Source organism: Ferruginibacter paludis, assembly GCF_030409685.1.
GTDB classification, from domain to species: Bacteria; Bacteroidota; Bacteroidia; order Chitinophagales; family Chitinophagaceae; genus Ferruginibacter; species Ferruginibacter paludis.
In genome coordinates this window covers 36,853-52,418 of record NZ_JAUFQJ010000013.1, presented here as the reverse complement: position 1 = coordinate 52,418, position 15,566 = coordinate 36,853, and the positions used below count along the sequence as shown (strand labels likewise).

Below are 15,566 nucleotides of genomic sequence, written 5' to 3'. Positions count from 1 at the left end.
AATGAAAAAAGTATTTATCATATCTTTTTTATGTGTGCTCATCGCCGGCGCAAAGGGTAAAGAGAATTTTTTAAAGTTTCCTCTTCTCCATTCTTCAATTGTACAAGATACAGTTCCCGAAAATATTGCTGAAGAGGATTCACTTATTGAAGAGGTAATAAAAACCAGGACGCTTCCTAAAAAGGATAAAGTGCAGTATTTCAACCAGGTCACTAAATATGGTTTTAAAAACCTGTTTTCCAATTATAGCTACAACGCTTCCATGCCCTATACTGCACAGGTAAACCCCAATGCAGAAAGTTTTGTACAGGATTATATAAAAGCGCATAACAATTACCTGCAAAATATGAAGGGCTGGGGCAAACCTTATTTTAACCTGATAGAAAATATTTTGCAGCAATACGGTTTGCCTAAAGAATTAAAATATATCGCAGTAATAGAATCCAATTTAAGTACCGGCGCTACCAGTGTGGTGGGTGCCGGCGGCCCATGGCAGTTTATGCCGTACACTGCCAAAGATTACGGGCTGGTTGTAAATGGAGCGTTGGATGAGCGTAGAGACTACTATAAAAGCACACATGCCGCAGCAAGGTATTTGTTGTATTTATATAGCCAGTTGCACGACTGGCTGCTGGTAATGGCTGCTTACAACGGCGGACCCGGAAGGGTCTACAGCGCTATAAAAAAGAGCGGCAGCAACGACTTCTGGCGTCTGCAGTATTATTTGCCGGAGGAATCAAGAACCTATGTTAAAAGATTTATAGCCACCCATTATATTATGGAAGGTGGTGGCGGCATCACAACATTTTCTGCAGGCGTTCTGCCAATGGGGAACGATGTAAATCGTACCACCTATGGAAGAAGCAGCAATGCAGGACCTTTCAAAACAGCAAACCTGACTACAGATGAATTGGTTGACGTTGAAGTACTGTCCATTACAGGAAAATATAACTCGCTGATTATTGCCAAAAATATAATGATGGATATCGCTTTATTCAATCATTTCAACCCTTCATTCGATGCAACTATGTCCGTTACCGGCAACTTTGATCTTCGGTTGCCGCCCGATAAAATGCAATTATTTACTGCCAACAAATACCAGATTTTAAATGAAAGCGTGCAGGCCTTATTAGGCGATGCATCTGTACCCGATTTTAAAACGGTATATCCAGTACCCGGAAAAAAGAAAACCAGGTAAGTTACTCCAGCACCTTCTTTAAAGCGGCAGCTTTCAACAAACACTCTTCATATTCCGATTCAGGGTCGCTGTAAAAAGTAATGGCACTCCCTGTTTGAAAGGATACATATTTTGTAGCGGCATTGTATAAAATACTTCTTATTACCACATTAAAATCACAATCACCTTGGGGATTTACATACCCGATTGCGCCTGAAAAAAGTCCCCGTCTGGTTCTTTCATATTGTTCTGTTAGCTGCATTACCCGTAGTTTGGGAGCCCCGGTCATTGATCCCATCGGAAAGGTAGCTTTTATTGCATCCATCCATTCCATCCCCTCTGCCAGTTCTCCGCTCACTGTACTTATCATTTGATGCACCTGCGGAAAACTATAAATGCCAAACAGCTGGTCAACTTTTACAGTTCCCTTTTTACAGACCTTGCTTAAATCATTTCTCACCAGGTCAACCACCATCACATTTTCGCTTTTTTCTTTTTCACTGTTCTGTAATTGCTGCCTGCTTTTTGCATCTGCAACAGCATCGGTTAAACAACGCCTGGCTGTGCCCTTTATCGGTTGTGATATTATTTGATTACCCGATTTTTTCAGGTAACGTTCCGGGCTTGCGCAAATGCAATATTGATCGTCCACTTTATATAAAGCGGCAAAAGGGCTGGGCGAAAGCTGCATTAATTTATTGTAGACTGACCAGGGATCAATGCTAACATTCTCCGAAAAAAATTCCTGGCAAAAATTAAGCTCGTAGCAATCGCCCCGTAAAATGTGTTGTTGTAATTTTTGTACGCTGCTAATATAGTCCACTTTTGAAAACCTGCTGTTGATAGTAAACCCATCTGAAGTTGTTTCCTCATACTGTTCTAAAGATGCGATGGCAGCAAATATTATCTCTGCATCCCCTTCACAGTAAATCGTAAGCGTTTGTTCTTTTAATTGCAACACTGTTCGCGGTACAAAAAAATGCATATCAGCGAAACCTACTCCGTCAAAATTGCCGGATTGCAGCATATTGGTTTCATTTTTCAGGTCATATGCAAAATGCCCAAATAACCAATCATGATGATGAGAGCTAAATTCTTTTACGGCTTCAAAAGCATTGCCGGCATTGGTTTGTAACCTTGCATCAGAACCTGCTGCCAGCAAACATTCAAAAGCAGGCTTATCAAATAAATAACCACTATTATCCAGTAAACAAAAAATGTTGAACTGTTTTGACCAGTTCAACATTTTTAATCTAAAAGAAGCAAAATCATCAATTGCAAAAGTTGTAGCTTTTTTCACTTTATTGTTTTAACTACAGGCAATTACAAATCGGTATAAATTATTCTCTAAAAATCATCGTCATCATCATCAAAACCACCGCCATCGACGTCTAAATCGTCAAAGCCCAGGTCTTTAAATTCATCTTCGTCATCATCCTTGGCCGATTTTTTGCCGACAGATTTTTTTGCAGCAGATTTTGGCACATCAAATTCATCGAAGTCTGCATCCCAGTCATCGTCATCTTCACTCTTTTCCCATTCATCTTCCGTTTCGTCGATATCATCATCGTCGTCATCATCGTCACCTGCTTTTTTTGAAGCAGCTTTTCCCTTTTTAACGGGCTTTATATCTTCATCCAAATCATCATCATCGTCATCATCATCTTCCTTTTTAGATTTGGGTGATGCTTTTGGAGTAGTTTTTTTTAAAGGTGCGTCCTCAGCAGGAGTTGTCTTTTTTTCTTTGTTAGATTTTGCCATAATTTAACCAGTTGTTACTGTAAAATTTCTGATAGATTTTTAATTAGCCAAAAAAAAAGGCATTTATTTTTATAATTATTTTTTACGCCAGTATTATCTGATCTCTTCCCGGCCCGTTACTGATGTATTTAACAGGAACCTTCAAAAAATTATTGATGTAGTCAATGTAATTTTTCATCTTTTGAGGTAAATCTGTATAATTATCAATTTTTGTAATGTCCGTTTGCCAACCCTGAAAACTCTTGTGAATAGGATCAATTTTTACCTTGCTCATCTGGAATGGAACATAACTTTTCTCTTCACCATTGATAGAATAACCGTTACAAACTTTTAATTCAGGCAATGCATCCAGGATATCTGTTTTGGTCATAATAACCTGCGTAACGCCATTGATCATGCAGGCAAACTGCAATGCTACCAAATCAATCCAGCCACAACGTCTCGGCCTGCCGGTCGTAGCTCCAAATTCACTTCCGGTTTTGCGAATCAGTTCACCCATATCATCGTCCAGTTCTGTAGGAAAAGGACCACTGCCCACCCTTGTACAATACGCTTTTGATACGCCGAACACATCTTTAATTTTTTGCGGTGCAATCCCCAACCCGGTACATACACCGGCAGAGATGGTACTGCTGCTCGTAACAAAAGGAAAAGTGCCAAAATCCACATCCAGCATGCTTCCCTGTGCACCTTCTGCCAGCACCTTTTTCCCCTGCTGTATTTTATCATTGATAAAATATTCGCCGTTCACGATATTAAAACTTCTCAGTTCTTCAATTGCTTCAAAAAATTCATCTTCCCACAAGCTGATATCTTCCTGGAAGTTGTAATTATCCAGCAAACGCTGGTGCTTCAAGCGTAATTTAATGTATTGGGAGGTAAAACTTTTGTCCAGCAAGTCTCCAACTCGCAATCCATTTCTGCCTGTTTTATCCATGTACGCCGGACCTATGCCCTTTAACGTAGAACCAATTTTTTCATTGCCTTTTGCAATCTCACTCGCTTTATCCAATGCCCGGTGCGTTGGTAAAATCAGGTGTGCTCTTTCGCTGATGTATAAACTTTTTTTATAGTCAACACCCATGGATGCTACTACTCCGCACTCTCTTTTAAGTGTTACCGGATCCAACACAACGCCATTGCCTATCAGGTTGGTTTTCCCTTCATGAAAGATACCACTTGGTATTTGGTGCAATACTACTTTTTGTCCGTTTACATACAAAGTATGCCCTGCATTCGGGCCGCCCTGGAACCGGGCAATCACATCATAATTTGGAGCAAAATAATCAACAATTTTTCCTTTGCCCTCGTCACCCCATTGAAGTCCGAGAATTACGTCTACCATTATATATTTTTATCTGTTTTAAGTTGCCCTTGTTTTCTCAATAGAAATTGGGGGTAAAGTGTTATGTCATTTGTCCGGGCCATAAACCAATGTGGAACATCGTTGCGTCGCCCTCTTGTACCGAAAACCTGTTTTGTACTTTTATCAAAGCGAAGCGGGTAACTATTTACCGCATAAAAATACTGCGCTTCTTTTTTGCGGCTCAAAAATATATTGAAATAAAACAACCACCTAAAATGAATTGCATTTGTTTGAAACTTGGGTAGAAAGTGAACGCTCCCGGGCATAAAAAAACTGCAATTGCTAGTTGCAGTTTCATACAAATTTATTCTTTTACGCTACTTTAAGCATACTCATTTTGCTGGTATTAAACTTCCGTTGTGCATATTCCAGCGTCACTTCAAAAGTTTTTACCTTTTGAGAGGGTAATTCATACATTGCATCGGTTAAAATACTTTCGCAGATACTCCTTAATCCTCTTGCTCCCAGCTTATATTCCAATGCCTTTTCAACCATAAAATCATACACGGCAGGTTCAAAAGTCAAGGCGATGCCCTCGATATCAAACAAGCGGGTAAACTGTTTTATTAAAGCGTTTTTAGGCTCAGTTAAAATATTGCGCAAAGTAGGTGCATCCAGCGGATTGAGATAGGTGATCACCGGCAAACGGCCCAGTAATTCAGGTATTAAACCGAAAGTTTTTAAATCCACTGCATTAACAAACTGCAGCAGGTTTTTCTGCTGAAATTCCTGTAATTCCTTGTTCACGCTGAAACCAATCGCATGTGTATTAACACGGCGTGCAATGATTCTGTCTACGCCATCGAAAGCGCCTCCGCAAATGAAAAGAATATTTTGCGTATTTACTTTTACCAGTTTCTGTTCAGGGTGTTTACGTCCCCCTTGTGGCGGCACCAGTACTTCTGTTCCTTCCAGTAACTTTAAAAGCCCCTGTTGTACTCCTTCGCCACTTACATCTCTTGTAATAGAGGGATTATCACTTTTACGGGCGACTTTATCAATTTCATCAATAAAAACAATTCCCTTTTCAGCAGCTGCTACATCGTAATTACAAGCTTGTAACAGGCGGCTCAGCATACTTTCCACATCTTCGCCAACGTAGCCAGCTTCTGTGAAAACGGTAGCATCCACTATAGCAAAGGGCACATTCAGCATCCTGGCGATTGACTTAGCCAGCAAGGTTTTACCTGTACCCGTTTCGCCTACCATGATGATGTTGCTTTTTTCAATTTCAACATCATTTTCCACCTTTTGATTCAATCTTTTATAATGGTTGTACACCGCTACTGCCAGAATTTTCTTTGCGTCGTCCTGGCCTATCACGTACTCATCTAAAAATTTCTTTATTTCAATCGGTTTTCTTACGGTTAATTTATGCGCTGCCCCACCCTGTTTAGTTTCAGGGTAAATCATCAGTTCCTGGCCAATGATTTCCTGTGCATGCTCCACACAATTTTCGCAAATATGTCCTTCCTGACCGGCTATCAGAATTTTTACCTCATCGCGGCTGCGGCCGCAGAAAGAACAGTGTAATGTTTGTTGTTTTGCCATTGTTTCCTGTTTAACGCTCTTTTATTTTTTGCAACTGCAAAGATAACCAATCGCTGCTCTTTAACAGACAATCTTCTGTTACAGAACGTTGCAGCAATTGTTAAAATACAATAACGGAAAATAAGAAGGATAAGTGTAATTAGAATAAATAAACGGATAATTAATAAAATGTTGGATATCAAATTCCTATTTTGGAACCTGCAGTAAATGCTTTTGCAGCATCTGTTTCAACTGCCGCTTGACAATGGCACCCATGCTATTGCATTTGGAAAAGTAATTCGTATTGAAATGCTCATTCAGCTCGCTTCTCAGCAACTTTACTTTGTAGTTCTCAGATATTTCATCTTTAATCATGATATTCAGCAATTCCATAATCTGCCTCCGGCTTGCTATTACGCGGTAAGCCATAGTGGTGCGCTCTTCGGCCTGGTATTGTTCAATTACATCGGGGCTGAGATGTTTTAGCACCAGTTCCACATACTCAAAATTTTCTTTATAAAACTGGGGCAGGTACAAATTCTTCCTTCCTTCATAGGATTGCTGATCGAAATCGATGGCCCTGATGCGGTATTGATAATCCTCAATATCCGGTGTAATATCAATCACAAAATTATAACTACGCATGTCACCCAATAAACGGGCGAAACAGCGTTCATTAAATTTTACAAATTCCTTGGCAATGCGTATTTTATTTGTTTCGGGCCTGTTCATGTAATCCTGCAAAAAAACATCGCCAGGTATGCCGGGGATATGCTCTTCTACCAATGTATTTTTATGGTACAGGAAAGTAATGCGGTTTGGCGAGAGCAGGTGTTCCAGCTCCAATCCGTATATCCGCGATGCATCGAAAGATTTGATATAATAATGATCGTAGTTGCCATTGATGGTATTGATAATCCTTATTCTGAAAGGCACGCTATTGCCAAATTCGCAAAAATCTATTCGTTCAACATCCAGGTGCTTGATGTAATTTAAATTGCCTTCTGTTTTCAGGATGGCGTAGGTTTTAACGAGGCCTTCCTTTAAAAATTCCATTTCTTTTAAATCGTACACGGCGGTTTCCCAATGGGTCAGTTTGCCATGCCTGTCTCTTAGTGAAGTAGCGTAACGGTAGTTGAGCAGGTCTCTGTATGCAATGGGTAAAATGATATCGCGGCCATATTTTTTAAGATACGCTTCCAGGCCTTCGCTTACAGGGAATGCTTCTTTTTTCATCATGGGCCGGTCCATGTCTTTACTCAATTTCGCATTGATAATCTCTTCGAACTGCATATTGTAAAGTTAAGCAATCTCCCCCCATCCCCTAACGGAGGAGTTATTTGAAACGTTTGTTGAAAACGCAGGTCCCAACAGGTTTAATTAAAATGGCCGGTGATTAAACCGGCCATGAGATATTTTTAAATTCAGCTTACAATTTATTCATCACGCCATCCACTATGCCATAAGCGATAGATTCTTTGGCATCCATCCAAAAATCGCGGTCGAAATCTTTCATTATTTTTTCGTAGGTCTGGCCGCAGTTTTCAGCAAGAATGCGGGCACCAAGCTGCTTGATTTTAAGTATCTGCACGGCCATAATTTCCAGGTCGGCACTAACGCCCTGTCCGCCGCCGCTTGGCTGGTGAATCATCACCTGGCCGCTAGGAAAAATAAAACGTCTTCCCTTAGCGCCGCCACTTAACAGGATGCTTCCCATACTTGCAGCCATACCCATACATACGGTGCTTACAGGTGAGCTGATCATTTGCATGGTATCGTAAATCACCATACCGCTTGTAACTACGCCACCGGGGCTGTTTATGTAAAAAGTAATTTCTTTTCCCGGATCAATTGCTTCCAGGTAGAGTAAACGGGCAGTAATATCTTTAGCGCTTTTATCTTCTACAGCGCCCCATAAAAATATTTTACGCTGCTCAATAAATTTTTTGTCGAACTGCCATCCGCTCATCATCTTTTCCATCGGGTTTTCGGGCAATTCTTTTGGATTTTCTTCTTCGTCGTCGAAACGTATTTGTTTGTTGTTATAGTTGTAATTCATTGTTTTCAATTTTTTAGAATGCTGTTTAAATTGGAAGCGTTCAATAATGGTTTGCCGTACAAGAGAGTGACACAACGATGTTTAATAGTAGTACCATCGCCGGTGCAATATTGACTTAATCTTTTTTTGCTTTACGGGGATTGATGGTCAATACTTCATCCACAATGCCATAATCCTTTGCTTCGGAAGAAGTCATCCAGTAATCTCTCTCGCAATCCTGGGAAACTTTATCATACGGCTGATTTGTATGTTGGGCGATGATTTCGTACAACTCACTTTTAATTTTACGAATCTCATTTACGGTGATTTCAATGTCACTTGCCTGTCCACCGGCACCCGCGCTTGGCTGATGCAGCATGATGCGGCTATGTTTTAAAGCGGTCCGTTTGCCGGGTGCTCCTGCACACATCAATACGGCCGCCATACTTGCAGCCATGCCTGTACAAATAGTGGCAATATCTGGTGTTACAAACTGCATGGTGTCATACATTCCCAAGCCCGCATATACGCTTCCACCGGGAGAATTAATGTACATCTGTATATCTTTTGTGCGGTCTGTGCTTTCTAAAAACAGGAACTGCGCCGTGATAATATTGGCTACTTCATCCGTTACGGGGTAGCCCATAAAGATAATCCGGTCCATCATCAAACGGCTGTAAACGTCCATCACCGCTACATTCATTGGCCGCTCTTCGATGATATTAGGTGTAAGGTTAGTTACGTTGTGCTTAATATATCCATCAAGGGTATTGCTGCTGATACCCCGGTGTTTCACAGCATATTTTTCAAATTCTTTTCCAAAATTCATGAGATATAATTATTTATGGTAACAAATATAGTTGATTGATGAACCCAAATATTATGCTATAAAAAAATTGCGACAAAAAGTCGGATGGGATGGCGGATGTCTGATTTTTTGATGTCTGATTTAAATGCAGCCTATTGTTGGTTTCAGCTATTATATTTTTGGGCAAAAAAATGCCGGAGAATTTAAGCTCCGGCGAATTCAACATTTTTAATTTTTACTTCTTAATTTTTTAGTGCTGGTGATTGTGCTGCATTGCAGTCAGCTCTTCACCGGTTACATGTTTTTCAACAGGCGTTACCTGCGACTGTGCCCAGTTAAACAATTTATCTGTTACGAGCCTGCGGTAGCTGGCATCGATTTGTTTTTCATCTTTCATCATACGGTCTACATAGCTGTCTAACCAGCTGGTATCATCACCTAAACTAGCGCCGCCAAAATACCGCATTACTTCCGCCTTCATAGATTCTTTCAGCTCTTCTGCAGATACTTCCAGCTTGTTTTCTTTTACAATCTTATCGCTGATTAGCGTCCATTTTAACTGGCTGCTAAACTGTGGAAACTCAGCTTCGGCCTGCTCCGGTGTTTTGCGTTCTTCGCTGCCTACCTGTAACCACCGCTTTAAAAATTGCTCCGGAAATTCAATTTTGGTTTCATCCAGCAAATAATGATATAACTGATCGTGCAGCTGGTTGCGGCTTTGCGCATCCCAGTATTGCTCAATTTCTTCTTTTAATTTTTTTCTGAATTCTTCCTCAGTTGCAACGGCTGCGCCGGGAAAAACCTCAGCGAAAAATGCTTCATTCAATTCTCTTTTTTCAACCAGCCCGATTTTTACAATCGTTAGTTTGAAATATTTTTTTGCAGATTCCTTGTCGTCTTTATCTAGACCTAAATCAAGCACAAATGCTTCCAGTTTATCTTTGTCGAAAGTTTTTGATAACTGCAATACAACAGCATCGTCCTTCTTTTTACCCATGAACTGCTTTTGAGCCGCGGGTGTTAAGTATTTTACTATTACAGAGTTCTCTTTTTCAATACCACCTTCAATCGTATTACCTTCCTTATCAACTTCTGTAAACAAAATATTCAAAACTGCTTCTTCCGTTTCAACTGTTTCAGGTTCGGTCATTTTACCGCCTTTAATCAGCATACGGTCTACTTCTTCCTGCACCATCGCATCTGTTACTTCAACCTTGTGTAAGATGGCTTTGGCTTTGGGTAAAGAAGCCAGTTCAAAAGCCGGTTTTAAACCAATCTCAAATCCAAATTCGTACTCAGCGGGATTATTTAAATCCAATTTGCGGATGTCAGCGTCTAATGCCAGTGGTTGTGCAAAAATGTCTGGCTTTTCTGTATCAAGATAAGTGTACAATTGCTTCTCAACAGTCTTAAGTACTTCATCTGTATAAATAGAAGCACCGTACATTTTTTTTATCATGCCGGCAGGCACCATTCCTTTTCTAAAGCCGGGAATATTAACTGTCTTACTGTATTCTTTCAGCTTTTTCTCAAAGGAGGGGAAATAATCTTCTTTACCAACTTTTATAAGAATCTTGTCGTTTAGTAATCCGATGTTCTCTCTAGCTACTGTTGCCATAAATGCAATGTTGTAATGTTAAAAATTAAAAAGTTGATAAGTGATGGAAAAAAGAAAGCATTAACTGCTAACTCCTCAACCACTCTACTTATCAACTCAAAAAAAGTCCGGATGATAGGGGTCGAACCTACATGGATTGCTCCGCCAGATCCTAAGTCTGGTGCGTCTGCCAATTTCGCCACATCCGGTTAAGGGGTGCAAAAGTAAGGGTTTTATACAAAAAAGTAAAACAGAAATGTTTTTTCGTAAATTCGTTTTAATAGATGGAAACAACACCCCCAATTTTAAAATACAACCTCAACGAAGAGGAAGAGAAGAAGGAAATACTCAGGCAATACCGCGGTTTACTTAAAGAACTGAAACCTAAATTAAAGCCCGGAGATAAGGAATTAATACGTACCGCTTTTGAAATAGCAGCAGAAGCCCATAAAACCATGCGCCGTAAAAGCGGCGAACCCTACATTTTACATCCACTGGCAGTCGCCCGCATTTGCGTGGAGGAAATTGGCCTCGGTGTGCGCAGTACCATCTGTGCACTGTTGCACGATACGGTAGAAGATACCGACATTACCCTGCAGGACATTCAAAGAGAATTTGGTGCTGAAATAGCCAAAATTGTGGATGGTCTTACCAAGATCAGCACGGTGATGGATACCAACACCAGCCAGCAGGCTGAGAATTTCAAGAAAATTTTACTTACGCTTACGGATGATCCCAGGGTAATATTGATCAAGCTTTCTGACCGCCTGCATAACATGCGTACCATGGACAGTATGAAGCGGGAAAAGCAATTGAAGATTTCGAGCGAAACTGTATACGTCTACGCTCCATTGGCGCACAGGATGGGTTTATATGCCATCAAAACAGAGATGGAAGATTTGGCGATGAAGTACCTGGAACCAGATACTTATAAATACATCGCCCAAAAACTAAATGATACAAAAAGAGAACGCACCCGTTTTATAAATGATTTTATCCGGCCACTTAAGGATAAACTAGAACGGGCTGACTTTAAATTTGAAATTCATGGTCGCCCGAAAAGCATTCATTCCATCTGGAATAAGATGAAAAAGAAGGGCGTTAGTTTTGAGGAAGTGTATGATCTTTTTGCCATCCGCATTATTGTTGATTCGCCTGCCGAAAAAGAAAAAGAAGATTGCTGGAAAGTGTACAGCATGATTACGGATGAATACAACCCATCACCTGAGAGATTGCGGGATTGGTTAAGCAACCCGAAGAGTAATGGTTATGAAGCATTGCACACCACGGTTATGGGCCCACAGGGCAAATGGGTGGAAGTGCAGATACGCACCAAACGGATGAATGAGATTGCGGAAAAAGGTTTGGCGGCTCACTGGAAATACAAAGAAGGCGCCAGTGTTGAAAATCGTTTTGACCAATGGTTTAGCCAGATCAGGGAAGCGCTCAGCAGTCAGGACTCCAACTCTCTTGACTTTTTACAGGACTTTAAGACCTCCTTTTTAACAGAAGAAATCTATGTGTACACCCCAAAGGGTGATATTAAAATGCTGCCCGTTGGAGCCACTGCGCTGGATTTTGCATTTGGCGTACATACTGCTGTTGGCAGCAGGTGCATTGGTGCTAAAGTGAATCACAAACTGGTGCCGATTGGGCACAAATTACGCAGCGGCGACCAGATAGAAATTATTACAAGCGCCAAACAAAAGCCCAGCCAGGAATGGTTGAACCTGGTTGTAACACCTAAGGCAAAACAAAAAATTAAGGATACACTGAAAGAGGAAAAAAGAAAAGTCGCAGAAGACGGAAAGTATATTCTTCAGAAAAAACTGGAAGCCATCGGTGGCATGATGACGCAGCATAATATTGAGGAGTTAGCCACTTTTTATAAACTGAATTCATCGCTGGATTTATTATATGAAATTGCCATCAAGAAAATTGATTTAAAAGAACTGAAAGAGTTCACGGCATCCGGTGACCGCCTGTTTCCGCCAAAACCTGTAAAAGTGGAGATTGAAGAAAAGAAGGAAACAGATATTACAGACAGGCCTTACAATAAAAAAGATGCTGAATTAATTATCTTCGGAGAAAGCAGTGATAAGATTATGTATACGCTTGCCAACTGCTGCAAGCCCATCCCTGGTGATGATGTTTTTGGATTCGTAACTACAGGTGAAGGCTTAAAAATTCACCGTACCAATTGCCCCAATGCGGCCAGGTTAATGGCTAATTTTGGACACAGGATTGTAAAAACAAAATGGGCGAAAAATAAAGAGATTTCTTTTTTAACTGGTTTAAAAATTGTGGGATTGGATGACGTAGGCGTAATTCATAAAATTACAAACCTGATCAGCGGAGAAATGAAATTTAATATTTCGGCCATGACTATAGAAGCTAAGGACGGCATCTTTATGGGAAATTTAAAAATATTTGTACATGACAAAGAGGAACTGGATCATTTGTGCAATGCGTTGCTACAGTTGCCAGGTATTGAAAAAGTAGAGCGCTACGATACCGAATAACAATTGCTAAACCTTACCTGCCATATTGAATAACACTTTGAAAATTGATTTGCAAATTCATTTTTAAACATGCAACATTTGCATTACAAATTTTAAAACTATACACCATGAACGAGTTAATTACCAGCCTCACAGAAAAAGCAGGCATCACCGCAGAACAGGCGCATAAAGCTGTTGAAACAATCAAAGATTTTGTAAAAGAAAAATTTCCAATGATGGCAGGCGCAGTCGATAATTTATTCGCGGCGGCACCAGCTTCAGCCGCAACTGCCGCAACAGCTGCTGTGGTTGACCCAACTGCTCCCAAAGCAGAAGGAATGATGGATAAAATCAGTGATGTTATACCGGGCGAAACCGGTCAAAAAGTAGAAGACTTTGTAAAGGACGCTGCTGAAAAAGTTGAAGATGCTTTTGATAGCCTGAAAGATAAGGTAGGTGGTTTATTTGGCGGAGATAAAAAATAAGCATTCACATAATACACTCAATAGAAAAACCATCTGGTCATCGGATGGTTTTTCTATTTATAATAATTTCTCTACCAATAATTTCTTTGGAAAGAACTTATTGTTTTATGGACGCAATACTTCCCGGCTGATCACTAATTTTTGTACTTCACTTGTTCCTTCGCCGATTGTGCACAATTTACTGTCACGGTAAAATTTCTCTACCGGAAAATCCTTGCTGTAGCCATTTCCACCAAATACCTGTACCGCTTCCGTACTCACTTTTACGGCGATTTCACTTGCATAATATTTTGCCATGGCGGATTCTTTGGTCATGGGTAATCCTTTTATTTTAAGATCGCATGCCTGGTGAATCAGTAAATCAGCGGCAGCAATTTCAGTTGCCATATCGGCCAGTTTAAAACTTACCCCCTGAAAATTGGCGATCGGCTGATCGAACTGGTAACGCTCCTTCGAATATTTCACTGCTGCTTCATAAGCGCCTTTGGCTATACCCAGGCTTAACGCTGCAATGGATATTCTGCCTCCATCCAGCACTTTCATAGAATGTTTAAACCCCTCGCCTACCTCGCCCATTCTGCTGCTATCCGGTATACGGCAGTTGTCAAAAATCATTTCTGCTGTTTCACTTGCCCGCATACCCAGTTTGTTTTCTTTTTTGCCTCCCGCGAAACCTGGGGTTCCGCGTTCAACTATAAATGCTGTTGAATTATCTTTTGTGCGGGGTGTGCCGGTACGGCAAATTACAACGGCTACATCACCACTTTTACCATGGGTTATCCAGTTTTTTGTACCGTTCAAAATCCATTCGTCGCCGTCTTTTATAGCTGTCAACTGCATATTGCCTGCATCACTTCCCGTGTTGGCTTCTGTTAATCCCCATGCACCCAGCCACTCACAGGTGGCCAATTTGGGCAAGTACTTTTTCTTTTGTTCTTCGTTGCCAAAACTTAAAATATGCCCTGTACACAATGAATTATGCGCAGCTACAGACAGACCAACAGAACCACATACCTTTGAAATTTCCTGCAGAATTACATTGTATTCAAAGTAACTCAAACCCGCTCCACCATAGGCTTCCGGCACCAAAACACCCATCATGCCAAGTTTGCCTAATTCTTTATATACTTCCAGGGGAAACTGCTGGCTTTCATCCCACTCCATTACATGTGGCCTGATAAATTTATCTGCGAAATCTTTTGCTGTTTGGGCTACCTGCAGGGTCAGTTCATCTTGCTGAAAATTCATAGTTTAAAATTATGTATTGCAAATTAACCCTTTTTAAACAGTTGAATATCGTTAGTTTACTTTTACGTAAGGGGCGGTTTTGTTGTAAATATCTTCTGTGATAAGCATGATTTTTTTCAGTTCTTCTACACTGGAAAAATTGCCGTGTTGAGTTCTGTATTGTACAATGGCATTGGCTATAGCATAGCGCAAATATGGATGCGTTTTCATTTCATCGGCTGTAGCAGTATTGACATTTATTTGATGGACCGCTGTCGCATCAACGATAAACCTGGATTTTATTTTTTGAAAAACAGAGTCCGGCAAACCATAGGTTTCTGCTATTTGATCTACTTTATAAAAACCACCGAGTTTATCTCTGAATGCCACAATTCGCTGCGACAATTTACTTCCAATTCCGGGTAGTGCAATCAATGCGGTTGTATCTGCGGTATTAATATCAACTGCAGCAGATAAATATTTCGGCTTTTCATACACCTTGTTCTCATACTGCTTTTTCTCATAAACGGCTTCCTTATTTGCCTGCTTAATTTGTACAAAAGGAATTAGTCTTTGTACTTCGTCCTCATGCAAACCCCATATTTTCCCAAGGTCTTCGGCTTTGTAAAACCTACCTCCCTTTTCAATAAATTTCTGTATGGTTGCAACGATTTTATCCCTTATTCCCAAACGCTTCCAGCCGCTCTCATCCAACGTATTGGGATCAAAAACAAAGAGGTCCCCTTTTGCTTTATTTGGGTGATTACGGTTGTATTCCGGCTCCCGGTAATTTAGATAATCCTCTTTGTCAACATTTCTCCTGGCATATTTAAATGTGGTATCTGCCTGTTTCATTTTCAATTGATCAATTTGCTTTTTAAATAACGAAGCATCAGTTGGCTTTGTATGAATAAAGAATGGAAATAAAAAAGGAAGGGTTATGAAAAAAGCAATCAATACAAGTAGCACGATTATGCCAGTACGCTCCTTTTTCGTAAAGCTTAAATAATCGGACATAAAACGCTTCCACATAAAGTTGCTGATTAAGTATTAAAAATAATCACCAGTTATCTGGA

13 protein-coding genes and 1 tRNA gene are annotated in these 15,566 nt (G+C 40.4%); 3 read left to right on the top strand and 11 right to left on the bottom strand.

Annotated elements, in window-relative coordinates; translation table 11 throughout:
- Position 1 precedes the first annotated feature (1 nt).
- A complete protein-coding gene (locus QWZ08_RS18630; RefSeq protein WP_290339036.1) occupies positions 2-1,198 on the top strand; it encodes a lytic transglycosylase domain-containing protein in 1,197 nt (398 codons plus the stop codon).
- A gap of 1 nt (position 1,199) precedes the next feature.
- On the opposite strand, the gene QWZ08_RS18625 is transcribed toward QWZ08_RS18630, so the two are convergent.
- The 9 genes from QWZ08_RS18625 to QWZ08_RS18585 form a co-directional block, all read right to left on the bottom strand.
- Entirely contained in the window at positions 1,200-2,477 is a 1,278-nt protein-coding gene (locus QWZ08_RS18625; protein WP_290339035.1) for an anthranilate synthase component I family protein, read from the bottom strand.
- Between the two features lie 47 nt (positions 2,478-2,524).
- Positions 2,525-2,938, bottom strand: coding sequence for a hypothetical protein (locus QWZ08_RS18620; protein WP_290339034.1), 414 nt, complete (start codon positions 2,936-2,938; stop codon positions 2,525-2,527).
- An 82-nt stretch (positions 2,939-3,020) separates the two neighbouring features.
- Positions 3,021-4,283, bottom strand: coding sequence for an adenylosuccinate synthase (locus QWZ08_RS18615; protein WP_290339033.1), 1,263 nt, complete (start codon positions 4,281-4,283; stop codon positions 3,021-3,023).
- Between the two features lie 333 nt (positions 4,284-4,616).
- A complete protein-coding gene (gene clpX, locus QWZ08_RS18610) occupies positions 4,617-5,855 on the bottom strand; it encodes an ATP-dependent Clp protease ATP-binding subunit ClpX (protein ID WP_290339032.1) in 1,239 nt (412 codons plus the stop codon).
- A gap of 186 nt (positions 5,856-6,041) precedes the next feature.
- Entirely contained in the window at positions 6,042-7,127 is a 1,086-nt protein-coding gene (locus tag QWZ08_RS18605) for a hypothetical protein (RefSeq protein WP_290339031.1), read from the bottom strand.
- Positions 7,128-7,263: 136 nt separating this feature from the next.
- Positions 7,264-7,893 (bottom strand): ClpP family protease, encoded by a 630-nt coding sequence (locus QWZ08_RS18600; protein WP_290339030.1) that lies wholly within the window; start codon positions 7,891-7,893, stop codon positions 7,264-7,266.
- Positions 7,894-8,008: 115 nt separating this feature from the next.
- Entirely contained in the window at positions 8,009-8,701 is a 693-nt protein-coding gene (locus tag QWZ08_RS18595; protein WP_290339029.1) for a ClpP family protease, read from the bottom strand.
- A 229-nt stretch (positions 8,702-8,930) separates the two neighbouring features.
- Complete coding sequence (gene tig, locus QWZ08_RS18590) at positions 8,931-10,298, bottom strand: trigger factor (RefSeq protein WP_290339028.1); 1,368 nt, start codon at positions 10,296-10,298, stop codon at positions 8,931-8,933.
- A 106-nt stretch (positions 10,299-10,404) separates the two neighbouring features.
- Positions 10,405-10,486: transfer RNA gene (locus tag QWZ08_RS18585), tRNA-Leu, on the bottom strand.
- Positions 10,487-10,561: 75 nt separating this feature from the next.
- Here QWZ08_RS18585 and QWZ08_RS18580 point away from each other — a divergent pair.
- Complete coding sequence (locus QWZ08_RS18580) at positions 10,562-12,799, top strand: RelA/SpoT family protein (protein WP_290339027.1); 2,238 nt, start codon at positions 10,562-10,564, stop codon at positions 12,797-12,799.
- A 107-nt stretch (positions 12,800-12,906) separates the two neighbouring features.
- Positions 12,907-13,263: a hypothetical protein gene (locus tag QWZ08_RS18575; protein ID WP_290339026.1), complete on the top strand. Its 357-nt coding sequence runs from the start codon at positions 12,907-12,909 to the stop codon at positions 13,261-13,263.
- A gap of 105 nt (positions 13,264-13,368) precedes the next feature.
- Here QWZ08_RS18575 and QWZ08_RS18570 read toward each other — a convergent pair whose 3' ends face one another.
- On the bottom strand, positions 13,369-14,511 hold the full coding sequence (locus QWZ08_RS18570; protein ID WP_290339025.1) for an acyl-CoA dehydrogenase family protein: 1,143 nt from the start codon (positions 14,509-14,511) through the stop codon (positions 13,369-13,371).
- A 51-nt stretch (positions 14,512-14,562) separates the two neighbouring features.
- Positions 14,563-15,345, bottom strand: a complete 783-nt coding sequence (locus QWZ08_RS18565) for a helix-hairpin-helix domain-containing protein (RefSeq protein WP_290339024.1) — start codon at positions 15,343-15,345, stop codon at positions 14,563-14,565.
- Positions 15,346-15,566: the final 221 nt, after the last annotated feature.

Coding starts and splice junctions, on each gene's coding strand:
- QWZ08_RS18595 (WP_290339029.1), bottom strand. CDS start 8,701: ATGAATTTTGGAAAAGAATTTGAAAAATATGCTGTGAAACACCGGGGT.
- QWZ08_RS18620 (WP_290339034.1), bottom strand. CDS start 2,938: ATGGCAAAATCTAACAAAGAAAAAAAGACAACTCCTGCTGAGGACGCA.
- QWZ08_RS18630 (WP_290339036.1), top strand. CDS start 2: ATGAAAAAAGTATTTATCATATCTTTTTTATGTGTGCTCATCGCCGGC.
- tig (WP_290339028.1), bottom strand. CDS start 10,298: ATGGCAACAGTAGCTAGAGAGAACATCGGATTACTAAACGACAAGATT.
- QWZ08_RS18565 (WP_290339024.1), bottom strand. CDS start 15,345: ATGAAACAGGCAGATACCACATTTAAATATGCCAGGAGAAATGTTGAC.
- QWZ08_RS18580 (WP_290339027.1), top strand. CDS start 10,562: ATGGAAACAACACCCCCAATTTTAAAATACAACCTCAACGAAGAGGAA.
- QWZ08_RS18575 (WP_290339026.1), top strand. CDS start 12,907: ATGAACGAGTTAATTACCAGCCTCACAGAAAAAGCAGGCATCACCGCA.
- QWZ08_RS18605 (WP_290339031.1), bottom strand. CDS start 7,127: ATGCAGTTCGAAGAGATTATCAATGCGAAATTGAGTAAAGACATGGAC.
- QWZ08_RS18615 (WP_290339033.1), bottom strand. CDS start 4,283: ATGGTAGACGTAATTCTCGGACTTCAATGGGGTGACGAGGGCAAAGGA.
- clpX (WP_290339032.1), bottom strand. CDS start 5,855: ATGGCAAAACAACAAACATTACACTGTTCTTTCTGCGGCCGCAGCCGC.
- QWZ08_RS18600 (WP_290339030.1), bottom strand. CDS start 7,893: ATGAATTACAACTATAACAACAAACAAATACGTTTCGACGACGAAGAA.
- QWZ08_RS18570 (WP_290339025.1), bottom strand. CDS start 14,511: ATGAATTTTCAGCAAGATGAACTGACCCTGCAGGTAGCCCAAACAGCA.